Here is a 21,614-nt window from a genome sequence, read left to right on the forward strand (position 1 = left end):
CCTCAAGGACTCTCACCCCGTGCAGAGACAAAAGGCCCGAACGCTGTCAGTCGAGTACGGCACAGGCGATACGCGCACCGGCGCCACCGATCGGCTGGGTCGTATAATCATCGGGGCTGGTGTGGATGATCAGTGCCGCACCGTCGGTATCCTTGAGTGCGGGCCGCTCGCCTGCACCATGTAGCGAAACAAGCGTCGAATACAGCTCGACAGTCGCCGTGCCATCGGGTGCCACATAAAGATTGGGCAGATCACCGGCATCATTCGCGTTTGGCGTAAGCAGACCATGCACGACAGGCGTCACCGCATGAACATGACCGCCCGCGCTGGTGAATTTCGGTGGGGTGCAGCTGCCCTTCTCATGGAAATGCATGCCGTGCCAGCCAGGCGCCAGACCCTGAGCCTTGATACGCAGCAGAACGCCCCGCGGGGCTTCGGTCACGCTGACCGTTCCATGCGCCTTGCCGTCCGTGCCCAGCAATGTGCCCTTGGCACTGTCTGCCGCGTTCGCCTGCGACAGACCGGCAGGGAAGAGAGCGATGGCCGTCCCCCCCAGAAGAAAAACAGAAAGCATCTTGTTCATGGCATGACGCATGAGATCTGACCTCGACGTTGAAGAGAACGCTGCTGCTCCGAAACGGATGACAGCCAGGAAAGGTTCTGGACGGGAAACAGAAAGCTTGCCTGAGTTGAGACCGCTTCGCAACATGCCGCCTTGACGCGCGTCCCGGTTATTCCCGACCCAGCCCCCTGTGCCACGCTTGCGCCGCCCGCGTTCCTGCCCGAAACTGGTTTCGCTCACTCTCAGGCACAAAGAGGCAAAGCCATGCTCGAACTCAGACCCCATTGTGAGTGCTGCAACACGGATCTCTCCCCCGCCACGAACGATGCCATGATCTGCTCTTTCGAGTGCACATTCTGCGTGCGCTGCGCCACCGATCACCTCAAGGGCGTATGTCCCAATTGCAGTGGTGATCTGGTGCCCCGCCCTGTGCGGCCATCGCGCTTTTCTGGCCTACCGGCAGGCATGGGGCAGTTTCGCCGCCACAGCTTATCCGCATTGGGGGCGTGACGCCGCCGAAGCCTGGGGCACGATGAAACGGGCCGACATGCTGGAGCATCTTGCCGCCTTGCTGGATTGAAGAGCGCAGGCAGCGGAAGAAATGGTGCCAACTCAGCAACAGGCTCCCGGATATGAAAAAAGCGGCCGGGTGGCCGCTTTTTCCCATTTCAGTCCGGCTGAAACGCTTAGTCAACCAGCTGGAAAGACAGACCCTGACCACCGGCGGCGAGATGCGCCCCACGCGTTGCGGTCGTGATCTTGATCTTCACGCCGTTGCTGTTGCTCAGGATGGCGCCGCCAATTCCACGATCCAGCGTCGCGTCGCCGTTCAGAGCGCCGTAACCGCCATCGAAATCGTGCAGGTTCTTCAGGTTATAGACAACACCTGTTGCCTCGATCTTGGAGAAACCGACAGCAGCAATATTGCCGCCCGAAATCTTGAAGCGATAGGTCTTGTGACCATAGGTCAGTGTGCCCTGGCCCCAGGTATAGCCAATGCCCACATCGGCGGATTTCGCCATCAGGGTAACGTGGCCAACGGGGGTGCCCAGAGCGTCCGGTGCCTTCGGATCTGCATGCGCTACCGGCATGACGGCCAGTGCCGCAGCGGCAAAGGTCGAGGCAGCAAGGGCTCGGCGGGTAAATGAGCGCATTGTTATTGTTCCTCTCAGAAAGGGAATGCGTTGCGGTTCGTTAACTCCCTGCATCGCTTTTCGTTCCCGCCCCGCCTGCATGATCGCGAGGCATTGACCACAGGACGGGTCAACGCTGCACGAAGGTTCAGCAGGAGCAGCTCAGGCGCGCTGTGGCGGGGCCATGAAATCCGGTTCGATGGCATCAGGCACATTGTCACGCAAAATGGTCTCGATCTCGGCCTTGTCTTGGTCGCTCAGCGACCAGCCATAGGCTTCGGCCACGCCATCAATCTGCTCAGGCTTGCGTGCGCCCCAGAGCGCTACCGTTGGCCCCTGATCAAGCACCCAGCGAATGGCCAGCGCCAGCATGGATTTGTCATGACGTGTCGCAATGGCCTTCAGCGCCTCGACAGCAGCGAGATAGCGTCCGAATACCGGCTGCTGGAATTTTGGGTCGCTGCTACGCAGGTCATCCTTGGGGAAATGCGTTTCACCCGTCATCTTACCCGCCAGAAGGCCCCGACACAGAGGGCCATAAGCCATTACGACCGCTTCATGGGCCTTGGCATAGGGCAGGATATCGCGCTCCGTTGTCAGGCGCTCGAACAGGTTATAGGGCGGCTGGATGGTGCTGATCGGGGTAATGGCCCCGAAGCGGTCCATATCATCAACCGAGAAATTGCTGACCCCGATGGCACGGATTTTGCCTTCGCGGCGAAGTTTTTCCAGCTCGTGGGCAGTTTCCTCAACCGGGGTCTTGCCGTCAGGCCAGTGCACCTGCTCCAGATCGATCACATCGGTCCGGAGGCGTCGCAGGGAGTCCTCCACCTCCTTGCGAATACGTGCAGGGCGGCTGTCGCGATAGACTTTCTGGTCATCGCTCCAGGCCAGACCGAGCTTTGTGGCCAGCACAACCTTGTCGCGTCGGCCGCCCTCCAGCGCCCGACCGATAACCTCCTCGCTGTGGCCAAATCCATAAACCGGCGCTGTATCGATGAAGTTGATGCCGTTATCGATCGCCTTGTGAATGGTGCGTATGGCGTTGTCGTCATCGGGGCCACCCCACATCCAGCCGCCAATCGCCCATGTTCCCAGGGCGATGCGGGTTACTGGCTTGTCGATGTTCCTGATGCTGATCGTATCGGCTGTCATGAAAGGTTTCTCCATTCGTGTGAGGTCACATGCTGTTTCATACGGTGGAGAACCGTGTTCGTTGCCTCACTTGCGCCTGATGCGCCGAGCGGGCATCACCGCAGATCATGACACGCCGCGCCCGCCTCACTTCCGTGCTTGATCGCCTTGGTTTCGGGGCGACGCTGCTTCTGCCTGTCTTTCTAACTCATGGCAGGCTGGTTTCAGAGTTCATAATGGACCTGCTGGCCATCGGCCTGCTGGCGCGTTCGGCGCTGGGGCTTGGCTGGGGCTGGGGTCGGCAGTTCTGGGTCCGTGTGGCGCTGCTGTGGTGGGGTTGGCAGATTGTTTGCTCCCTGCCCCATATCGGCATTGGCTCGTCGCAGGCGCTCACGCAGTCCATTCTCGCCATACGGTTTCCCCTCATGGCGGCAGCCCTTCAGGTCTGGACGCTGCGCGATGAAGCATCTCGGACGACAATGCGCTGGGTTCTGGTCACCTGTTGCGGATATTTCGTGCTACAATTCCTGGTGCAGGCCATCTTCGGGCATAATCTCTTCGGCTACCCGCGTTATATCGACGGGACGCTGACCGGACCCTATGCCCACCCCAGAGCGGCGGCGCCTTTCTCCCGTCTGGTTTTACCCGTCATGATGCTGGGCTGCGCCTGGCTGGTGGCCCGCCCCACCAAGTTACCTGCCACAGGCACCCCGGCAACGCGCGATGGCAATCCGCACAGGACATCCCTCCCCGTCTTCATGGCCATGAGTGGGCTGGCTGTTGTTGTGCTAGGGATTATGGTCCTGGCCGGGCAGCGTATTCCCATGGCGCTTGCCGCGCTTGGGATTGGCATCTGTGCCCTGTTCTATCGCCCTTTGCGCCCTGCTGCGCTGGTCGGGGCTCTCAGCCTGCCCGTTCTGGTCTTGCTGGTGCGCGTCCTTGCGCCTCAGGCCTTTCAACATCTCATCGTGCTGGCCGCTCATCAGCTCTCGCATTTCTGGGAGTCGCATTACGGTCTGCTCTTTACCCGTGCGATTGTCATCGCGCAGGCCCATCCCGTCACCGGGCTCGGTTACGACGCCTTCCGTCATGCCTGCGCCAATCCGGCCTATCTGCATGGATTGTCCTGGCTCAGCACAGCCAGCGATGGCGGCGGCACGAGCATCTGCGTCCAGCATGCGCATAACCACTATTTGCAGGCGCTGACCAATACCGGACTACCGGGGCTCTTCCTGTTCGGGGGGCTGGTTTTTGCATGCCTGCGCGCACTCTGGCCTGTGCAAGGGGCTCATCATGCCTGGCGCATCGGCCTGTTCGCGGCCTTTTTCGTTCAGGAATGGCCCTTTGCCTCAGCCAGCGACTTCCTCAACCTGCCTCTTGGCGGATGGGCCTTCATGCTGCTCGGCGTCGGGCTGGCCGAGGCAGCGGCCTTGGGGACCCCGACCTTGGGGGGTACCTCTGTTCCTCGCAGCAAGGCAACCCTATATGCTGTGCCGACCGTAACCTCTCGCTAAGACCCGGAGTGCCGATGTCCGAGACCAAGATCCCCGTCACCGTTCTCACCGGCTTTCTCGGTGCCGGGAAAACCACGCTGCTCAACCATATTCTCTCGAGCGAGCACGGGCGCAAATATGCCGTGCTCGTCAATGAGTTCGGCGAACTGGGCGTCGATGGCGATCTTGTGGTCGATGCGGATGAAGAGGTGTTCGAGACCAATAACGGGTGCATCTGCTGTACCGTGCGCGGCGATCTGATCCGTATCCTCGGCAGCCTGCTGCGTCGTCGTGGCAAGTTTGACGGTATCATTGTCGAGACCACCGGTCTTGCCGATCCGGCCCCCGTGGCCCAGACTTTTTTCGTGGATGAAAACCTGCGCGAGAAATCACGCCTCGACGCCGTCGTGACCGTGGTGGACGCCTACAACGTCATCCAGACGCTGGACGAAAGCCCCGAGGCGATTCGTCAGGTGGCGTTTGCGGATGTGATCATTCTCAACAAGACCGATCTCGTGGATGAAGCCGGGCTTGAGGCCATCGAGGCGCGTCTGCGCGGAATCAATGCCAGCGTGCAGATCCATCGTGCCCAGCACAGCGCCGTGGCACTCAGTACCGTGCTCGATCAGGGCGGGTTCGACCTTGAACGCGCGCTGGAAACCATGCCGGATTTCCTCGAAAACAACGAGCACTCGCATGAAGAGGGCGTCACCAGCATGTCCTTCGCCGTCGAGGAGCCGCTTGACGAACAGCGTTTCCAGGCGTGGATCGGCGCTATCCTGCAGGAACAGGGCGCGGATATCCTGCGATCCAAGGGCATCATGCATTTTGCGGGCAAGGATGAGCGCTTTGCGTTCCAGGCCGTGCACATGATGGCCGATGGCGACTATATCGGCAAAGGCAAGGAGGGCGAGAGCAAGGAATCGCGCATCGTCTTCATCGGTCGCAACCTCAACCGTCCGCAGCTTCGTCGTGGCTTCGAAAGCTGCCGCGCATGAGCGAGATGACCGAGCTCCTCGCCACACGCGGCGCGGAAAAGACCATTGGTTCGCCCGTTACCGTCGCCGCCTGCGCCCGCGACGGCCAGACCTTCGCGCTCGGCACGGTCGAAGGCGAGATCTTCCTGATTCCTGTTGCCGGGATCAGGCATCCAGAAACATGGCAGCGCATCGAGGCCCATGACGGTGCCGTGCTCTGCCTCGCTGCCGATACCGGCAAGGCAGGTTTCGTCAGCGGTGGCGAGGACAACCGCCTGTGCCGCACCTTGCCCGATGGCACGGTGAGCGAACTGCACAAGGGCCGCCGTTGGGTGGATTGCGTGGCCACGACCCCTGACCATCTGGCCTTTTCGACCGGCAAGCAGCTTGAGATCCGCGACGCCTCTGGCATGACGACCCTCAAGACACTTGAGCACCCCTCAACCGTTACCGGCATCGTTTTTGACGCCAAGGGCAAGCGTGTCGCCGCATCGCATTATAACGGCGTGTCGATGTGGTTTGTTGGCGCGAAAGTGGACACGGTGCGCCCCCTCGAATGGAAGGGCAGTCACACCACCCTCGCCATTCATCCGGCTGGCGAGGCCCTCGTGACCGCGATGCAGGAAAATGACCTGCATGGCTGGCGCCTGTCTGACAGCCATAACATGCGCATGAGCGGCTACCCCAAGCGCGTGACCTCGCTCTCCTTTACCCGTAACGGGCGCTGGCTTGCGACCTCAGGCGCCGATGCCATCGTGCTCTGGCCTTTCTTCGGCGGCGGCCCGATGGGCAAGCCTCCGACCGAACTGGCGCGCCTGCCCGGCGTGTTCTGCTCGGCCGTTGCAGCACACCCCAAGAACGACATCATTGCGGCAGGATTTGAAGACGGCTCGGTTCTTCTCGCCGAACTCGGCTCCGAGCGTGTTCTGCCCATCTGCCTTGGCAAGCGCGGCAAGGTAACCGGCCTGGTCTTTTCCCCGCTGGGCGGCGTGATGGTGTTCGGCACGGATGACGGCGTGATTGCCGCGATTGATCTTTCCTCGGCAGGCTAGGCTTTTCATGGGGCTTTGCCCCATCCCCCACCAAAGGACATGCGTCCTTTGGAAACCTGTCTGTCGAACAGAAACAGAGGGGGTGTCCATGCCCGCAAGGCGAGAGCCACGCCCCTGAGAACTATAAGCCGAGTTCGCTTAGTGACGGGTGATCATCCGGGCGACGGCCCTGAGGCCAGCGGAACAGCCGATCAGCACTGTTGATGGCAAGATCATTGATCGACGCCATACGCTGCGCCATCAGGCCTTGCGCGTCAAAGACCCAGTTTTCGTTCCCGTAGGAGCGAAACCACTGGCCGGATGCATCATGCCACTCATAGGCAAAACGCACGGCAATACGGTCATCCTGATACGCGAAGAGCTCCTTGATCAGCCGGTAGTTGTGCTCGGCAGCCCATTTGCGTTCAAGGAACGCGACAATAGCCGGGCGACCCTGCAGGAACTCATTCCGATTACGCCACCGGCTCTCGACACTATAGGCCAGTGAGACCTGAGCCGGGTTGCGGCTGTTCCATGCATCCTCGGCACGACGTACCTTCAGCCGCGCCGTCTCCGCGGTAAAGGGAGGAACCATGGACGCGGGGTCTTTGGTCATGAACTTGCCTTCCTGAACGCCCCCGCCTGCACAACAGTGAATATTGCCGTCGTCAGGCGCGCCAGATCCTCTGGAGTGATCGTAAAGGCGGGTGTGAGATAGATGATATTGCGAAACGGCCTGACCCAGACGCCGCATGCAACAAGCGCAGCCTTGAGCCCGGCCATATCCTCGATCGCCTCAAGCTCGACCACACCGATCGCCCCCAGCACACGCACATCACGCACGCCAGACAAAGCGCGACAGGGCTCCAGCTGATCGCGCAGCATCGTCGAAAGCGCGGCGACCTGAGCCAGACGCGGCTCACGCTCGAAAAGATCGAGTGAGGCACAGGCGGCGGCGCAGGCCAGCGCATTGGCCATGAAAGTCGGTCCATGCATGAGCGCGGCCATAGGTGAGTCGGACAGAAACGCCTCATAGACATGGCGGCGCGCAACGGTTGCCGCCAGAGCCATTGTGCCACCGGTCAGGGCTTTGGAGAGGGTGATGATATCGGGCACAATCCCGGCTTGCTCGCAGGCAAACATGGTGCCTGTGCGCCCGAAACCCGTGAAAATCTCATCGAGTATAAGCAACACGCCATGTTTGTCAGCCAGCTGACGCAGCCGGGCAAGCACCTCGGGGGCATGGAACACCATACCGCCAGCACCCTGCACCAGAGGCTCTGTGATGATTGCAGCGATACTGCCCGCATGACGCGCCAGAAGCTGATCGAGTGCCTCATAGCGTGCTGCATCGAGGGGTAAATCAGCGATGACCTGCTCGGGAAACACACCGCTGAAGAGGCTGTGCATCCCCTCTTCAGGATCGCAGATCGACATCGTCGCAAGCGTGTCACCGTGATAGCCCCCACGGAAGGAGAGCAGCTTCGTGCGTCCTTTTTCACCGCGATTGAGCCAGAACTGGATCGCCATTTTCATGGCCACCTCGACGGCAACCGAACCGCTATCGGTGAAAAAACAATGGGCGAGATCGCCCGGCAGGAGTGCCGTCAGACGCTCTGACAGCTCCATGACCGGCCGATGAACCAGCCCGCCAAGCATGACATGGGGCATGGCATCAAGCTGGGCTGCCACCCGGGCGCGTATATGGGGATGATTATAGCCGTGACAGGCCGTCCACCACGAGGCGATCCCATCCACCAGCGAGCGGCCATCTTCCAGAACGATGCGCGTATCCTGCGTCCGCGCGGCAATGAGCGCCGCAGGCGCTGTGTGCATCTGGGTATAGGGCAGCCAGACAGGGCCTGTGGAAGGGTTGTCGGATGTCATGCCTTACTGCCCGCTATCAGGCTCACGATCGGCATCGTAGAGCACCTGAAGCACAGCGCACCACGGATAGCGCGTATCATAGAACTGACCCTCGGCGGTTGCGAGCGCACCGTTGGAATCGGTCGGAACATGGGTCAGGGATACCGTATCATCCACATTGCCGCCGATGATGCTCAGCTCATTGCCAAAGGGCGGGGCATTCTGATGCGTGGCGACCACGATGCCGCAATGGGAAGGAAACCCGTAGGAGGTCGGCAGCATGGCAAAGGTCACGCTGCGACTCTTGCCGCGACCCACGCAGAGCAGATCACCCAGCTGGGGAATATAGGTTTTCGGGTCCTGCGCGCGCAGGCCTGTGGACTGTCCCGAAGCGGCGGCATTGATATAGGTCGAATGATTGGGCGAATAGGGAAAGCGGTCATTCGCACCAGCCACGCGCATCACATAGGAGATGAATGCCGCCGACCAGGCGTAATGCCCGTCATTCTCGGGGCGGAAGAGCTGACCATCCGCATTGTATTTGCCGCTCCATGAGACTTCCGTCTCATAGGGGTCCTGACCGATCCACCAGTACTCACCCACACGCTGCCAGAGGCCCGGAATACGCTCGGGCTTGAGCGAAGGGGCGCTTGGCTCGGGACGATCTTCAGGATCGTCATCGCTGACAGGGTTACCGAACATGCGCCATTCGCGCATGGCGATCGCAACAACATCCTGACGGTTGAACGGCACGAAATTGCGCGAGGCAAAGTCGGGCACATGGCCATCATAGCCATAGGCCCCGACACGCCCGTTGGCATATTGCGCCATAGGCGTCTGGACCGGATGTTGCGCTGCATTCTGAACCGCAGTCGACGCGCACCCTGAAAGCAGCATGAGCGCAGCAAGAGTGCCGACAACCCGGCTCTGCCCGGCAAGGGTATTCTGCGCATATGATCGTAAAGAAAACAGTCCGGCGCCCATGATGTGATTCTTCTCCCTGTATGCGCAACGAGCGCCGAACAGCGCCGGTTCATTACAGCGAGATAGGAACGAGAGCGGCGCTCCGGTCAAGTGCCGCCCTCGTCATGCCTTGGTGACTGCCTTGCAGGAAGCAGCCGGGGCTTCAGCCTGCAAGGTCAGGGAACAGGGAAGCAAGAGCGTCGGCAGTCGCTTCGCAGCGGCCACGCTCGGTAATCAGCCCTGAAACCAGTCGGGCCGGGGTGACATCAAAGGCCGGATTGGCGGCCTTGGTGATTCGGGGGGTGACGCGCACACGGGCCGCCTGACCTTGCTCATCGATGCCATGAACATAGGTCACCTCCTCGCCCGAACGCTCCTCAATGGGGATTTCCTTCACACCATCGGTTACCCGCCAATCGATGGTCGAGGAAGGCAGCGCGACCCAGAAAGGCACGTCATTGTCATGAGCGGCCAGGGCCTTGAGATACGTGCCGATCTTGTTTGCAACATCTCCCTGACGGGTCACGCGATCTGTTCCCACGATCACCAGATCGACCTCTCCATGCTGCATCAGGTGCCCACCGGCATTATCCGCGACCAGCGTGTGCGGCACACCATGCGCCCCCAACTCCCAGGCTGTCAGCAATGCGCCCTGATTGCGGGGGCGTGTCTCGTCCACCCACACATGGACGGGTAACCCGGCATCATGGGCCATATAGATCGGGGCCAGGGCTGTGCCCCAATCGACGGTGGCAATCCATCCTGCATTGCAATGAGTCAGGATATTGAGACGTTCCTGACCGGGGCGGCGCTTCTCCCAGAGCGCACGAAACAGCTCAAGCCCATGACGACCGATGGATTCATTGACCTGCACATCCTCGTCGCAGATCACATCTGCCTCTTCATAGGCCGCCTTCACGCGGGTATCAGGCGCCAGAGGCTGAAGATGCGTCACCATACGCTCGATGGCCCAGCGCAAATTGATGGCCGTCGGGCGCGTCTCGACCAGGCGCGCTGCTGCGTCCTTCAGGCCGGCATCGGATGCGTCTTTCTGCAGGGCAAAGGCCAGACCATAAGCAGCGACCGCGCCAATCAGGGGAGCACCGCGCACCTGCATGGTACGAATGGCATGAGCCACCTGATCCTCTTCGCGCAGGGCGAGAACATCGAGCGTCCAGGGAAGCTTGGTCTGGTCGAAAATATGCACGAGAGCCGGGTCTTGGGCGTCGCGCCAGACACTGCGATAGGGCGTACCGTTGATTTTCATGTGGGTATCCGTCTTGTGAGCCACGCAATGCGGGGGGAACTGCTTCCTGACAAGGGAGCCGGTGTCATGATCAGAGGGCTAGCATGTGGCAAATAAGGGGGAAGGACTCAAGTTCCTGTACCCTTATTTCCTGTAACGCACCGGGCGTTTTCATGAATCTGCCACGATACTGACAAGCTATGGAACGACGCTGATGATCGGGAACAAGGTTTTACGACTGGGCCGATCCGGTCTATATTGGGGCATAGGCAAAAGGACCGGAATATGAGCGAACCGCAATGGCTGACCTGGGCACGGGACGTACAGGCGATCGCCCAGAACGGACTCACCTTCTGCCAGAATCCCTATGATCGTGAACGTTATGAGCAGTTGCGCGTGCTGGCGTCTTCCATGATCGCCGCACTGGGCGAGAACACACCCGAGACAGTGCTTGCCCTGTTCACGAATGAAAAAGGCTACGCCACCCCCAAGATCGATGTCCGTGGCGCGGTATTCAACGCGGCAGGCGAGATCCTGATGGTACGCGAAGCCATCGATCAGGATCGCTGGACCCTGCCTGGCGGCTGGGCGGACGTGAATTTCACCACGGCTGAAAATACGCTCAAGGAAGTCATGGAAGAGAGCGGGTACAGCGCGGAAATCATCAAGCTGGCTGCCCTTTGGGACCGCAACAGACAGGGCCATCCGCCTGACGTCTTTTCCTGTGCCAAGGTGTTCTATCTGTGTCGTCTGACAGGCGGCACCCCCACCATCGACAACCTTGAAACCTCGGGGATCGGCTGGTTCAACCGTGACAACCTGCCTGATGATCTTTCCCTGACACGGCTCCTCCCCCATCAGCTTCGGCGCATGTTCGATCATTACGACCAGCCGGATCTGGCGACGGATTACGACTGACGCCATGAAGGTCATGACCATTCTCCCCCGCCGGGAGGGTTATGCGCCCGACCGCGCAGGGGCCATCGCGCTTCTGGTCTCCCGTCTGGCGTCCCCGGAAGATATCGTGATCGGCACCGAAATCACTGGCTCACCTCTGCCGGGTGGCCAGTTCATAGCCGTGACCGAACCGGGCGGGCTACATCGCTGGCGCCGTGATGGCACGCGCTATCGGATTGCCTGCCAGCGTGAGATCAGACGGCATCGACCCGATCTGGTGGAGGTCCATAACCGACCGGCTCTGGCGCGTGCGCTGCGGGGCTGCGGTGTCCCGGTTCACCTCATTTTGCATAACGATCCACAGGACATGCATGGGGCCCGTCGTCCGCGCCAGCGTCAGGAGCTCATGCAGCATGTGAAAGTGTTCACGGTCTCTTTCTGGCTGCGACGACGCTTTCTGGAAGACCTCGATGACGGGCCGGTTACGGTCACGCCCAATTGTCTCGATCTGTCTGCCCTGCCCGCTCCCCCTGAAAAACGCGCAAAACTGGTGCTTTTTGCGGGCCGCGTGGTGGCGGACAAGGGAGCCGACGCCTTCGTGCGCGCCTGGGCTGCGGTCAGCCAGAAGGCTCCGGGGTGGAAAGCAATCATGATCGGGGCCGATCGCTTTCGCTTCAATTCGCCGCGCACAACCTTTATCGATCGGGTCGAGGCCAGCGCAAGCGCGGCTGGAATCACACTGTGTGGCTATCAGATGCATCATCAGGTGCTCGAAGCCATGGCCGCCGCCTCGATCGTTGTGGTGCCCAGCCGTTGGCCGGAACCTTTCGGTCTGACCGCGCTCGAGGCCATGGCCAGCGGCGCAGCCGTGATCGCCTCACCACGCGGTGGCCTGCCTGAAGTTGTAGGGGAAGCCGCGCTTCTGGCCCTCCCGGATGACGGTGACGCGCTTGAACGCGCGATACTGCGCCTTATCGAGGATGAGCAGCTCAGGGCGGAATGTATCCGCCGAGGTCACGCACAGGCGCAGAAATTTGATCTCAGGACTGCCCGGGAATTACTACATAAAGTGCGCGTGAAGTCGATAGATATGAAAAAAACACGATAAGCAATAATCCTATATGCCGTATATTCGACACATTGAGGCTATTGACTGCACTCGTACAGTATTTGACTGAGAGGACATATGTTTAAAACACGCATTCTGCCCGCCCTGGCCTTGATAGCTCTTGCCGCCGCGCCGGTGGCTCATGCGCAGACTTCCGGCTGTGACAACAATACAGGCAATACGGGTGTTATCGGCCGCCTGGCTTCCAAGGAAAACTGTCTCAACAACCGCATGCAGAACTGGCAGAACAAGAACAAGGAAGCCTCCGAAGCCCGTCAGAAAAAGATCAATGATCTGCGCGACAAATATACCAACGCCCCGGAACGCGAGCGCGAAAAGATCCAGGGCAAGATTGATACCCAGAAGGATAAACTGAACAACCTGAAGCAGGAGCGCACCCAGCGCATCGACCAATTCAAGGCTGACCAGAAAGCGAATCGCGAACAAATGAAGGCCCTGTCAGACAAGACGAAGCAGGATTTTCGTAATCTCGGCCGCATCAACTGACATTGTGACACATGGGCGGAACATGATGCCTTGCAACATGTCATGTTCCGTCACGCCTCCGGCCCATTCCTGTGGGCCGGACAAATTCCGAGCTTTTGCCGCTTCTCCTGCCGACAGCGGAACGTGCGGGATTAAAAAAGACCCAACAGAGCCGAATTCCCATGTTTCGCTCTGCCATTCGGCGTTAAGACAGACGCCATGACGGTTTCCCCTCCCCATCAGGGTCCTTGCCCTGTCGACCACCAGCCCGATGCCGATAATGCTCCAAAGCAGTGGCAAAGCGCGCGAAAACTGGTGGTGCTGACAGGTGCTTCCGGGGGTATCGGTGCGCTGATTGGGCAATCGCTTCTGTCGCAAGGCTACGATATCGTGGCCTTATGCCGATCCAGACCCGACCTTGATCCGGACCGCACACTTCATATCGCCTGCGACCTTGCCCAAACCGACTCACTGACTATGGTCAACGACATGATCGAGCAATCAGGTCATCGGATTTTCGCACTCATCCATTGTGCAGGGCTCATCACCCCCTCGCCGCTTGCCGAGGCTGAAGAAGCTGCCATTGCGGATCAGATTGCCGTCAATCTCACTGGTCCGGTTCTACTCACGCGCCAACTCCTGCCGCGCATGGTCAGGGACGCCGCCGGTGATCAGGCCGGTGGGCATATCATTTTCGTCAATTCCATGGCGGCAGTCATGCCATTGGCCGGAAGCGCCGCCTATGCGGCAGCCAAGGCCGGACTTCGCAGCTTTGCGCTCAGCCTCGCCCAGGAACTTCGCCCCTCCAAACTGTCAGTCAGCACTGTTTTCCCCGGTGCTGTGCAGACATCCATGCTTCAACGCGAAATGGCAGAAGGTGGCTCTGTCCTGAATTACGTGAGCACGCCCCTCACCCCCGACAAAGTTGCGCAAGCCGTTATCAGACAGCTTGGTCGAGGGCGTCCTCATGTCTGCCGCGAACAATTCATGCCCGCGATCGATGGCGTGTTCGGCAAGCTTTGCATGAGCGTTCCCACGCTTTTGCGCCTCACCCTGCCCACGCTGTATTCCATCGGACGGCGTAATTACAAAAAGTCCTGCCGGCAGCGCTGAACGGGACCGCTCTCGAACGGGCAGGGTCATGCCGCAGAATTGACAAGCCCACACCATAGCGGCAGGGACAAGCCATGACGCGCTTTGATCCGCTTCTCAGACAGGCACTCGACACGCTGGAATCCCGTTCCCTGCGACGCACCTTGCGCCCCCTGCATCGCACCCCCGATGCGGTTCTGCGTCAGGGCCGCGAAGTGCTTGATTTCTCGTCGAACGATTATCTTGGTCTCTCGGGTCATCCGCTCCTGCGAGATCGCGCCGCCGACTGGGCCACGCAGCATGGCACGGGAGCCCGGGCATCACGGCTGGTCAGTGGCACGCTGGATCTGCATCAACAGGTCGAGGAACGCCTTGCCCGCTTCAAGGGCGCAGAGGCCGCTCTGCTGTTCGCTTCGGGCTGGCAAGCCAATGCTGCTGTTCTACCGGCCCTGTTCCGCCTGGCCCGTGAACAGACCGGCGTGGCGCCGCTGGTCTTTGCCGACAAGCTCAATCACGCCAGCATGCATCACGGTTGTGCTGCGGCCGGGGTGAAGCAGATCAGATTTCGTCACAATGATCTGGCCCATCTCGAGGCCTTGCTTGAGCGCCACGCCGAACAGCCCGGCATGCGCTTCATCGTGACGGAAAGCGTCTTTTCCATGGATGGCGATACGGCCGATATCGCCGCGCTGAGCGCTCTCGCCAAACGTTACAACGCCTTCTTCTACCTTGATGAAGCCCATGCAACGGGTGTTCTGGGGCCCCAGGGGCGCGGCCTGTCTCATGGTCATGAGGTGGATCTCGTCATGGGCACATTTAGCAAGGCGCTGGGCAGCATGGGAGCCTATATTGCCGGTTCACGCGCCCTGTGCGACTGGATCATCACGGCATGCTCGGGGTTCATCTACAGCACGGCTCCATCCCCGCCGATGCTGGGCGCCATGGATGCGGCTCTGGAACTCATGCCTGATCTGGAGGCAGCCCGCCTGAGACTGCGGCAGAATGCGGCGCTCCTGCGTCAACGGCTCAACGAAGCCGGGATCGATACAGGCGGTTCAACCACGCAGATCATTCCCGTCATGATCGGCGATGAGGAAGCGACCCTTGCTCTTGCCGAAACGCTTGAAAAGCAGGGCCTGCTGACCATCGCCATCCGTCCGCCAACAGTCCCTGCCGGGTCGGCGCGTCTGCGTCTGGCCCTCAGTGCCAGCCATGATGAAGCCGCCATCAACAGGCTTGCCGATGCCCTGACCGGAGCCCTGCGGCCAGGCCGGTCATGAAACTCGTTTTTGTTCATGGATGGAGTTTCGATGCCCGGTTCTGGTCCCCGGTTCACGAGGCACTCGGCCATCCTGACTCGGTCTTTCTCGATCGCGGCTACACAGGTGCGCCCGAAACACTGACCCTGCCCGACGCCCCCTATCTTGCCATCACCCACTCAGCAGGCACGACAGATCTTCTTGCCCGCGACCTCGCAAGATGTCGCGGCATCGTGGCATTCAACAGTTTTGCCCGTTTCACCCGGTCGGACGATTTTCCCGAAGGTCTTCCTCCCCGTATCCTCTCACGCATGGCCAGTCGCCTGTCTGATGATCCGGCGGGGGTGGTCACGCAGTTCCGTCAGCAATTCGAGCCCTTCCTGCCCTGCACCACGCTGGCACCCGACAGGCTTCGGGCGGGGCTCGATGCGCTGATCGCGGCCGATGCCAGAGCCGAAGCGCGCCACTGGGGGGCCAGTCTGACAGCAATCAGCGGCACAAATGATCCGCTGGTAACGCCTGCCATGACCCAGGCCGGTTTCCCTCTGGCGAAGACCATGCAATGCGAAGGCGGACATCTTCTGCCCCTGACCGACCCTGAGGGTTGCGCAGCCATCATCCGGGAGTGGCTGGAGCAAGGCGCATGAGTGAGGAAGCCAGCCGCCTCGCCCCGATTGCCGCGCGTTTCGACATGGCCGAACATTATGATCAGGCCGCGCGTGTTCAGGCCCTCACGGCCATCGCGCTTGCACAGCGTATTGCCTCGCATGTCACGCCGGACAACCCGCCCCGCCGGATTCTGGAGCTGGGCTGCGGCACTGGGGCCCTCACCCGCCTTCTGCGCGAGCTTTTCCCGGCGGCAGAGATCACCGCCATCGACCTTTCACCCGGCATGATCGCCCGCGCCTCACGCGCCGTGCCCGATATCCATTATCATGTAATGGATGCCGAGCACCCGACCCTGCCCGGGCCGTTCGATCTCATCTGCTCCAGCTTCTGCATGCAGTGGTTCAGCAATCGGGAGGCCGCTTTTCGTCGACTGGCCCATCTTCTTGCACCGGGTGGGCGACTTGAAGTGACAACGCTGACTGAAGGCAGCTTTGCCCAATGGCGCGAGGCCTGCGCCGCGCAATCCCTGCCCTGCGGCTTTCCGGATTATCCCACGGCCAGAACGCTTCTGGCTGAACTCCCCCCATCGCTTCAGGGCGAATGGTCGCTTGAGACGCAGCGTGATCCTGTGGGTTCCGCACGCGCGTTTCTGCTCGACCTCAGGAAAATCGGGGCGACAACGCCCAAGGAGGCCAGCCGCAAGCTGACAGCCCCCGAACTTCGGCGCGTGATGCAGCATTTCGACAGGATGACCAACGAGATGGACTACCAGATCGCTTTCGGCAGCGCCGTAAAGACACGGGGTGTTTTCGTCACAGGCACGGATACCGGGATCGGCAAGACCCTTGTGTCAGCCATTCTCACCCGTGCGCTCGATGCCACCTACTGGAAGCCCTTTCAGACCGGGCTGAGCGATGAAGCAGGCGACACCCATAGCGTCAGCGCGCTTGCCGCCCTCCCCGCTTCACGTGTGATGGCCCCCGCCCATGCCTTTCTCGCCCCGCTCTCACCGCAGGACGCAGCGGCGGCAGAGGGCCGGACCGTCAAGCTGGAAGGCCTGACCCTGCCGGATTGTATGGGGCCTCTGGTGGTCGAAGGCGCTGGCGGGCTGATGGTACCGCTCAATAACGAGACCCTGCTGATCGACTGGGCGGCCACACTGGGCCTCCCGGTCATTCTTGTCACCCGCTCCACACTGGGCACGATCAATCACACGCTGCTCAGTCTCGAAGCCCTGAAGCGGCGCAGTATCGCCATTGCCGGCGTGGTGATGAGCGGCCCCCCGAACGCTGCCAATCGGGCGGCCATAGAGCATTTCGGGCAGGTGCCTGTGTTGGCCGAAATTCCTCTGCTGGACGCCATCACGCCGCAAAGCGTGGCGCAGGAGGCAGAACGCCTGCGCGAAACCCTGAGACTACAGGGTTTCTGACGCATTCAGCGCCACTGTCAGCCGGGAAAATACAGAGGCAGATTCTGGTATTGCCAGCCACAGACCCGCCCGCGCTGACCGTTTGCATCCGGCTGGCCTTCATATCCCTCGACCACATTCACCGCCTCGACATAGCCGAGATGCGCCGCGAGTTCCGCCGTCTGCTGCGAGCGCACGCCCGAGCGGCACAGGAACAACACGGGCGTCTCCAGCGACGGTACAAGTTCTCGCAGCGAGCGTGCGAAACCATTGGCATCGTACGGGTCCCAGCTCAGGGTTTTGACATCCTTGTCGAGGGTTGAGAGGTCGGGCAATCCAACCAGCTGCCATTCGCCGGGGGTGCGCACATCGATCAGGACGGCATCCTTGTCTGTCGTCAGGCGTTCCCAGGCAGCTTGTGCCGAAATACAGTCGACCATCGTTTTTCCTCATTTATTTTACATGTCGCGACGTTAAACTCTCAAACCGCAGACGTATAGGATGGAATGTAGATGACCACGCAGAACGTGACCCCCTCCCACGCCACCAGTGTCATTCCGGGCTGGCAGCACCCTTCAGAGGGTATGATCGGCGCGATCGGCGGCACGCCGCTGATCCGTCTGAAGCTGGCGTCGGAAGCGACAGGCTGCGAAATCTACGGCAAGGCCGAGTTCATGAATCCCGGAGGGTCGGTCAAAGATCGTGCGGCTCTGGCTATCATTCTCGATGCCGAGAAGCGGGGCGCCCTCAAACCGGGCGGTGTGATCGTCGAAGGCACGGCAGGCAATACTGGTATCGGCCTTACCCTCGTCGCCAAGGCCCGTGGTTATCGCACCATCATTGTCATGCCGGAAACGCAGAGCCGCGAGAAAATCGATTTCCTGCGCATGATCGGGGCCGATCTGCGCCTCGTGCCTGCCAAGCCCTTTCGTGACCCCGGCAATTACGTGCATGTCTCGCGCCGTATTGCCGAGGAAACCGACAATGCCGTCTGGGCCAACCAGTTCGACAACACCGCCAACCGTGAAGGCCATCGCACAACCACGGCGGTCGAGATCTGGCAGCAGCTCGATGGTCGTGTCGATGCCTTCACCTGCGCCTGCGGCACGGGTGGTACGCTGGCAGGTGTTGCGCTGGGCCTTGGCGAACTGGCCGAGGCGGCGGGTCGCAACCGCCCCGAGATCGTTCTGGCCGACCCGGAAGGCTCAGGGCTGTATGGCTGGGTCAAATCGAACGATCTGAGTGTTTCGGGCGGCTCGATTACCGAAGGGATCGGGCAATCCCGCGTGACGGGCAATCTGGAGGGTATCACGATTGACGATGCCGAGCGTATTCCCGATGCCGAGGCGCTTGAGCAGATCTTCTCGCTTCAAGATCGCGAGGGAATCTCGCTGGGCGGCTCGGCGGGAATCAACGTGGCGGCGGCGATTCGCGTGGCAAGACGAATTGGTCCGGGCCATCGGATTGTAACAATCCTCTGCGATGGTGGGGCACGCTACCAGTCCAAGATCTTCAATCCTGAATTCCTGCGGGCCAAAAACCTGCCGACCCCACCCTGGCTCGATTGAGACAGGTTTTCGCAAGTTGTGACGGAATGAAACAGCCCCTTGAAGGGGACATTCGATTCGGACCAATGTTACATTCATGGAAACGACCCCGCACCTTCTCATCGTTGATGATGACCGCGAGATACGCGAGCTGCTCTGCCGCTTTCTCGAGCGCAACCATTTTCGCGTGACCGCCGCACGCGACGGGCGTGAAGCCCGTCGTGCCTGGGCGGCCGGCCATTATCAGCTTGTGGTGCTCGACCTGATGCTCCCTGGCGAAAGCGGGCTCGACATTGCCCGCTGGCTGCGCAGCCAGGATAATGTTCCGATCATCATGCTGACCGCCATGAGCGATGAGACGGACCGTATCATCGGCCTCGAATTTGGCGCTGATGACTATGTGGCCAAGCCGTTCAACCCGCGTGAGTTGCTGGCTCGTATCCGGGCCGTACTCCGTCGCACCGCCGACAGTTCCGACAAGAAGCTCTCGGCGGATTCACGCATGATCCGCTTTTCGGGCTGGACACTCGAGCCTGCGCGCCGTCGTCTGCTCAATCCGGACGGAGCCGAAGTGCCGCTGACAGGTGGCGAATACGACATGCTTCTGGCCTTTCTCGAGCGCGCCAACCGTGTCCTGACGCGTGACATGCTGCTGGAAATGCTGCGTGGCCGACAGGCGGGACCGTTCGATCGCGCCATTGACGTTGCGGTGAGCCGTCTGCGCCGCAAGCTGGAGGATGACGGGCGCAATGCCCAGATGATCAAGACGGTACGCGGGGGCGGCTATGTTCTGGCCGCCGATGTCGAACGCCTCTGAGATCGTGATCCACCTCCTGCCGCGCTCATTGCGAGCGCGCACCAATCTGCTTCTGATTTCAGGGCTTTGCGTGGTTCAGGCGGCCGGCCTGACCATCCATGCCCTTGATCACCTCAATATTGCCGACCGGGCAGAGATGCATGACAACGAGCATCATGCCTTTTCGATCTATCATACGCTGGTCGAACTTCCGCCCGCTGACCGTCAGGCCGGGCTTGATGCGATAGAAATCCCCTCGAATTTCAAGATCGTTCTCGACACCAGACCGGACACGCATTTCCCCAACTCTTTCATACCCCTACCATTCGCCATGAACCCCATGATGCGCGGCAATCCGCCTTCCGAGCGGCAGGAGGAAGGGGGTTTTCCCCCACCGGGCGATATGGGCGGTGAAGGACACAATCCCTTCCCCTTCGAGGGGATGTCCCCTCCTCCGGCGGGTTTCGATCCTGGCGTTTCCGAGGAGCGGAGACCACCGCCCTTCATGCCCCCGGCCCTTTCGGGCATTGGCATGCTGCCGGCCCGCTTGCGTCCGCAACGCATGGTGATGGGCCATAAACCCGGCACACGTCATTATGCGATGTCGCTGCAAATGCCCGATGACCATCGCTGGCTGGTCATGAACTACACGGTGCGGCCGCCCAATCCGTTTGGCTCACCCACCTTCATGATCTCGTTTGCCCTGATGACAATCTGCGGCGGTGGCCTGATTCTCTGGGGTTCGCTCCGGCTCATCGCCCCTGTCGCAACGCTTGCCAACGCAGCCACGGCGCTCGGCCGTGATGTTCATACGCAGCCGCTGCCCGAATCCGGGCCAACCGAGATTCGTCAGGCTGCAATGGCCTTCAACACCATGGCAGCGCGTATCCGGCGTTTCGTTACGGATCGCACCCTGATGCTCACCGCTATCGGCCATGACCTGCGCACGCCCATCACGCGCCTGAAGCTGCGTGCTGAATTCATTGACGATGACGAGTTGCGTGACAAGTTTCTGGCCGATCTGGACGAGATGGAAAGCATGGTTGCTGCGACCCTCGCCTTCGGTCGTGACAGTTCGACTCAGGAGCCCATGACTGCCCTGGATCTGGGCGCACTTTTACAAACCATCGCGGATGAAGCGGCCGAAGCCCGCCCCGACCTTGCCGATCAGGTAAGCTACCAGGAGCCCGATCATGCGATCCGCATCAAGGCACGTTCGCTGGCGCTCAAACGCGCCCTGACCAACCTCGTCATGAATGCGCTCAAATACGGTGGTTCCGCCGCAATCAGCGTGACCTGCGCCCGTGGGCCGGGTCAGGAAAAGAACGTCTGTATCCGCATCGACGATAACGGCCCCGGCCTGCCGCAGGAAGATCTTGAACGTATGTTCGAACCCTTTGTGCGCGCCGAAACCAGTCGCAACCGAGAAACCGGCGGCACCGGCCTTGGTCTGGCCATCGCCCGCTCTACCGTGCGCGGTCAGGGCGGGGATGTCACCCTTGTCAACCGCCCCGAAGGGGGGCTGCGCGCAAGCGTCATCCTGCCTTTGTAAGCAATCCGGGCTCTGCCCGGACCCGGCGGCCTTTGCCTGCCCTTCAGCTTTGATGACTGGCAAACCCGATCCGGAAGTGCGCTACGGACACCGCAGGGCGCGGCACGCGGGCCCTGCATCATCCTGCGTGCCCTGCACTTCCTGCCCTTTCGGTGGCAGGAGTCAGTGCCACTCTGTCTGGCTCGCCTCGTTATTTGATCGAGTCCAGAGGCGCGCCTCTGGCGGGGTGCGGGGCAGCGCCCCGCATCACCTATCGCCTAGAGCGTTTTCTTTGCTGATTGAATCATTTGGGATTCCCAATCTGTGTGTGATCTGATTCAAGGTGACAGCCGGGATGGAGGTCGGCGCTGGATGTCGTCACGCACCCTGTCTCTGGATCTACGTGCCCGCGTTGTCGCGGCGGTTTCAAAGGGCCTGTCGCGCCGGCAGGCTGCCGAGCGCTTTGGCGTCAGTCC

At 60.8% G+C, this 21,614-nt stretch carries 23 protein-coding genes and 1 pseudogene; 16 read left to right on the forward strand and 8 right to left on the reverse strand.

The window, feature by feature from the left end; translation table 11 throughout:
- Positions 1 to 46: 46 nt before the first annotated feature.
- Positions 47 to 574, reverse strand: coding sequence for a superoxide dismutase[Cu-Zn] (gene sodC / locus ACWNRM_RS09660; RefSeq protein ID WP_485170601.1), 528 nt, complete (start codon positions 572 to 574; stop codon positions 47 to 49).
- Positions 575 to 826: 252 nt separating this feature from the next.
- Here sodC and ACWNRM_RS09665 point away from each other — a divergent pair.
- Together ACWNRM_RS09665 and ACWNRM_RS09670 are read left to right on the forward strand one after the other, a co-directional pair.
- Positions 827 to 937, forward strand: a pseudogene (locus ACWNRM_RS09665) (DUF1272 domain-containing protein); the annotation flags it as partial.
- Between the two features lie 34 nt (positions 938 to 971).
- The gene (locus ACWNRM_RS09670; protein WP_485170606.1) at positions 972 to 1,142 is read left to right on the forward strand and encodes a hypothetical protein; all 171 of its coding nucleotides are present in this window, start codon (positions 972 to 974) and stop codon (positions 1,140 to 1,142) included.
- Between the two features lie 106 nt (positions 1,143 to 1,248).
- Here the strand turns inward: ACWNRM_RS09670 and ACWNRM_RS09675 are convergent, their stop codons facing one another.
- Both ACWNRM_RS09675 and ACWNRM_RS09680 read right to left on the reverse strand, forming a co-directional pair.
- The gene (locus tag ACWNRM_RS09675) at positions 1,249 to 1,716 is read right to left on the reverse strand and encodes a hypothetical protein (protein WP_485170582.1); all 468 of its coding nucleotides are present in this window, start codon (positions 1,714 to 1,716) and stop codon (positions 1,249 to 1,251) included.
- 141 nt (positions 1,717 to 1,857) lie between these two features.
- Positions 1,858 to 2,850: an aldo/keto reductase gene (locus ACWNRM_RS09680; protein WP_485170583.1), complete on the reverse strand. Its 993-nt coding sequence runs from the start codon at positions 2,848 to 2,850 to the stop codon at positions 1,858 to 1,860.
- Positions 2,851 to 2,957: 107 nt separating this feature from the next.
- Between ACWNRM_RS09680 and ACWNRM_RS09685 the strand changes: the two genes are divergently transcribed.
- Genes ACWNRM_RS09685 through ACWNRM_RS09695 form a run of 3 tightly spaced genes read left to right on the forward strand, consistent with a single transcriptional unit; the run spans position 2,958 to position 6,351 of the window.
- Positions 2,958 to 4,343 (forward strand): O-antigen ligase family protein, encoded by a 1,386-nt coding sequence (locus ACWNRM_RS09685; RefSeq protein WP_485170584.1) that lies wholly within the window; start codon positions 2,958 to 2,960, stop codon positions 4,341 to 4,343.
- A 14-nt stretch (positions 4,344 to 4,357) separates the two neighbouring features.
- Entirely contained in the window at positions 4,358 to 5,320 is a 963-nt protein-coding gene (locus ACWNRM_RS09690; RefSeq protein WP_062163788.1) for a CobW family GTP-binding protein, read from the forward strand.
- A 5-nt stretch (positions 5,321 to 5,325) separates the two neighbouring features.
- On the forward strand, positions 5,326 to 6,351 hold the full coding sequence (locus ACWNRM_RS09695) for a WD40 repeat domain-containing protein (protein ID WP_485170602.1): 1,026 nt from the start codon (positions 5,326 to 5,328) through the stop codon (positions 6,349 to 6,351).
- A 121-nt stretch (positions 6,352 to 6,472) separates the two neighbouring features.
- Here the strand turns inward: ACWNRM_RS09695 and ACWNRM_RS09700 are convergent, their stop codons facing one another.
- From ACWNRM_RS09700 to mtnA, 4 genes are all read right to left on the reverse strand, one after another.
- The gene (locus ACWNRM_RS09700) at positions 6,473 to 6,946 is read right to left on the reverse strand and encodes a nuclear transport factor 2 family protein (RefSeq protein ID WP_485170585.1); all 474 of its coding nucleotides are present in this window, start codon (positions 6,944 to 6,946) and stop codon (positions 6,473 to 6,475) included.
- Positions 6,943 to 8,217: an adenosylmethionine--8-amino-7-oxononanoate transaminase gene (locus ACWNRM_RS09705; RefSeq protein ID WP_485170586.1), complete on the reverse strand. Its 1,275-nt coding sequence runs from the start codon at positions 8,215 to 8,217 to the stop codon at positions 6,943 to 6,945. Before ACWNRM_RS09705 ends, ACWNRM_RS09700 begins: the two co-directional genes overlap by 4 nt.
- 3 nt (positions 8,218 to 8,220) lie before the next feature.
- The gene (locus ACWNRM_RS09710; protein ID WP_485170603.1) at positions 8,221 to 9,093 is read right to left on the reverse strand and encodes a DUF2272 domain-containing protein; all 873 of its coding nucleotides are present in this window, start codon (positions 9,091 to 9,093) and stop codon (positions 8,221 to 8,223) included.
- 229 nt (positions 9,094 to 9,322) lie between these two features.
- A complete protein-coding gene (gene mtnA, locus ACWNRM_RS09715; RefSeq protein ID WP_485170587.1) occupies positions 9,323 to 10,426 on the reverse strand; it encodes an S-methyl-5-thioribose-1-phosphate isomerase in 1,104 nt (367 codons plus the stop codon).
- Positions 10,427 to 10,690: 264 nt separating this feature from the next.
- Between mtnA and ACWNRM_RS09720 the strand changes: the two genes are divergently transcribed.
- From ACWNRM_RS09720 to bioD, 7 genes are all read left to right on the forward strand, one after another.
- Positions 10,691 to 11,323 (forward strand): NUDIX hydrolase, encoded by a 633-nt coding sequence (locus ACWNRM_RS09720; protein WP_485170588.1) that lies wholly within the window; start codon positions 10,691 to 10,693, stop codon positions 11,321 to 11,323.
- A gap of 13 nt (positions 11,324 to 11,336) precedes the next feature.
- Positions 11,337 to 12,410: a glycosyltransferase family 4 protein gene (locus tag ACWNRM_RS09725; protein ID WP_485170589.1), complete on the forward strand. Its 1,074-nt coding sequence runs from the start codon at positions 11,337 to 11,339 to the stop codon at positions 12,408 to 12,410.
- Between the two features lie 78 nt (positions 12,411 to 12,488).
- On the forward strand, positions 12,489 to 12,917 hold the full coding sequence (locus ACWNRM_RS09730; RefSeq protein WP_485170590.1) for a hypothetical protein: 429 nt from the start codon (positions 12,489 to 12,491) through the stop codon (positions 12,915 to 12,917).
- Between the two features lie 198 nt (positions 12,918 to 13,115).
- Entirely contained in the window at positions 13,116 to 14,009 is an 894-nt protein-coding gene (locus tag ACWNRM_RS09735) for an SDR family NAD(P)-dependent oxidoreductase (RefSeq protein ID WP_485170591.1), read from the forward strand.
- A 74-nt stretch (positions 14,010 to 14,083) separates the two neighbouring features.
- On the forward strand, positions 14,084 to 15,268 hold the full coding sequence (locus ACWNRM_RS09740) for an aminotransferase class I/II-fold pyridoxal phosphate-dependent enzyme (protein ID WP_485170592.1): 1,185 nt from the start codon (positions 14,084 to 14,086) through the stop codon (positions 15,266 to 15,268).
- Complete coding sequence (locus ACWNRM_RS09745) at positions 15,265 to 15,894, forward strand: alpha/beta fold hydrolase (RefSeq protein ID WP_485170593.1); 630 nt, start codon at positions 15,265 to 15,267, stop codon at positions 15,892 to 15,894. The genes ACWNRM_RS09740 and ACWNRM_RS09745 overlap by 4 nt, the downstream gene beginning before the upstream one ends.
- A complete protein-coding gene (bioD, locus tag ACWNRM_RS09750; protein WP_485170594.1) occupies positions 15,891 to 17,285 on the forward strand; it encodes a dethiobiotin synthase in 1,395 nt (464 codons plus the stop codon). The genes ACWNRM_RS09745 and bioD overlap by 4 nt, the downstream gene beginning before the upstream one ends.
- Before the next feature lie 17 nt (positions 17,286 to 17,302).
- On the opposite strand, the gene ACWNRM_RS09755 is transcribed toward bioD, so the two are convergent.
- Positions 17,303 to 17,704, reverse strand: coding sequence for a rhodanese-like domain-containing protein (locus tag ACWNRM_RS09755; protein ID WP_122048924.1), 402 nt, complete (start codon positions 17,702 to 17,704; stop codon positions 17,303 to 17,305).
- Between the two features lie 144 nt (positions 17,705 to 17,848).
- On the opposite strand from ACWNRM_RS09755, the gene ACWNRM_RS09760 reads away from it, so the two are divergent.
- From ACWNRM_RS09760 to ACWNRM_RS09775, 4 genes are all read left to right on the forward strand, one after another.
- Positions 17,849 to 18,832 (forward strand): cysteine synthase A, encoded by a 984-nt coding sequence (locus ACWNRM_RS09760; RefSeq protein ID WP_485170604.1) that lies wholly within the window; start codon positions 17,849 to 17,851, stop codon positions 18,830 to 18,832.
- Positions 18,833 to 18,908: 76 nt separating this feature from the next.
- Complete coding sequence (locus tag ACWNRM_RS09765; RefSeq protein WP_023978778.1) at positions 18,909 to 19,628, forward strand: response regulator; 720 nt, start codon at positions 18,909 to 18,911, stop codon at positions 19,626 to 19,628.
- On the forward strand, positions 19,612 to 21,159 hold the full coding sequence (locus tag ACWNRM_RS09770) for an ATP-binding protein (protein WP_485170595.1): 1,548 nt from the start codon (positions 19,612 to 19,614) through the stop codon (positions 21,157 to 21,159). Before ACWNRM_RS09765 ends, ACWNRM_RS09770 begins: the two co-directional genes overlap by 17 nt.
- Before the next feature lie 351 nt (positions 21,160 to 21,510).
- Positions 21,511 to 21,614, forward strand: a 104-nt coding sequence (locus ACWNRM_RS09775) for a helix-turn-helix domain-containing protein (protein WP_485170605.1), incomplete at its 3' end; no start/stop codon positions are given.

The sequence above is a fragment of the Asaia sp. A2 genome (genome assembly GCF_057319415.1).

Bases quoted from the DNA above. Each gene is read 5' to 3' on its own strand.
- sodC (WP_485170601.1), bottom strand. From the start codon at position 574: ATGCTTTCTGTTTTTCTTCTGGGGGGGACGGCCATCGCTCTCTTCCCT.
- ACWNRM_RS09675 (WP_485170582.1), bottom strand. From the start codon at position 1,716: ATGCGCTCATTTACCCGCCGAGCCCTTGCTGCCTCGACCTTTGCCGCT.
- ACWNRM_RS09680 (WP_485170583.1), bottom strand. From the start codon at position 2,850: ATGACAGCCGATACGATCAGCATCAGGAACATCGACAAGCCAGTAACC.
- ACWNRM_RS09685 (WP_485170584.1), top strand. From the start codon at position 2,958: ATGACACGCCGCGCCCGCCTCACTTCCGTGCTTGATCGCCTTGGTTTC.
- ACWNRM_RS09690 (WP_062163788.1), top strand. From the start codon at position 4,358: ATGTCCGAGACCAAGATCCCCGTCACCGTTCTCACCGGCTTTCTCGGT.
- ACWNRM_RS09695 (WP_485170602.1), top strand. From the start codon at position 5,326: ATGACCGAGCTCCTCGCCACACGCGGCGCGGAAAAGACCATTGGTTCG.
- ACWNRM_RS09700 (WP_485170585.1), bottom strand. From the start codon at position 6,946: ATGACCAAAGACCCCGCGTCCATGGTTCCTCCCTTTACCGCGGAGACG.
- ACWNRM_RS09705 (WP_485170586.1), bottom strand. From the start codon at position 8,217: ATGACATCCGACAACCCTTCCACAGGCCCTGTCTGGCTGCCCTATACC.
- ACWNRM_RS09710 (WP_485170603.1), bottom strand. From the start codon at position 9,093: ATGCTGCTTTCAGGGTGCGCGTCGACTGCGGTTCAGAATGCAGCGCAA.
- mtnA (WP_485170587.1), bottom strand. From the start codon at position 10,426: ATGAAAATCAACGGTACGCCCTATCGCAGTGTCTGGCGCGACGCCCAA.
- ACWNRM_RS09720 (WP_485170588.1), top strand. From the start codon at position 10,691: ATGAGCGAACCGCAATGGCTGACCTGGGCACGGGACGTACAGGCGATC.
- ACWNRM_RS09725 (WP_485170589.1), top strand. From the start codon at position 11,337: ATGACCATTCTCCCCCGCCGGGAGGGTTATGCGCCCGACCGCGCAGGG.
- ACWNRM_RS09730 (WP_485170590.1), top strand. From the start codon at position 12,489: ATGTTTAAAACACGCATTCTGCCCGCCCTGGCCTTGATAGCTCTTGCC.
- ACWNRM_RS09735 (WP_485170591.1), top strand. From the start codon at position 13,116: ATGACGGTTTCCCCTCCCCATCAGGGTCCTTGCCCTGTCGACCACCAG.
- ACWNRM_RS09740 (WP_485170592.1), top strand. From the start codon at position 14,084: ATGACGCGCTTTGATCCGCTTCTCAGACAGGCACTCGACACGCTGGAA.
- ACWNRM_RS09745 (WP_485170593.1), top strand. From the start codon at position 15,265: ATGAAACTCGTTTTTGTTCATGGATGGAGTTTCGATGCCCGGTTCTGG.
- bioD (WP_485170594.1), top strand. From the start codon at position 15,891: ATGAGTGAGGAAGCCAGCCGCCTCGCCCCGATTGCCGCGCGTTTCGAC.
- ACWNRM_RS09755 (WP_122048924.1), bottom strand. From the start codon at position 17,704: ATGGTCGACTGTATTTCGGCACAAGCTGCCTGGGAACGCCTGACGACA.
- ACWNRM_RS09760 (WP_485170604.1), top strand. From the start codon at position 17,849: ATGATCGGCGCGATCGGCGGCACGCCGCTGATCCGTCTGAAGCTGGCG.
- ACWNRM_RS09765 (WP_023978778.1), top strand. From the start codon at position 18,909: ATGGAAACGACCCCGCACCTTCTCATCGTTGATGATGACCGCGAGATA.
- ACWNRM_RS09770 (WP_485170595.1), top strand. From the start codon at position 19,612: ATGTCGAACGCCTCTGAGATCGTGATCCACCTCCTGCCGCGCTCATTG.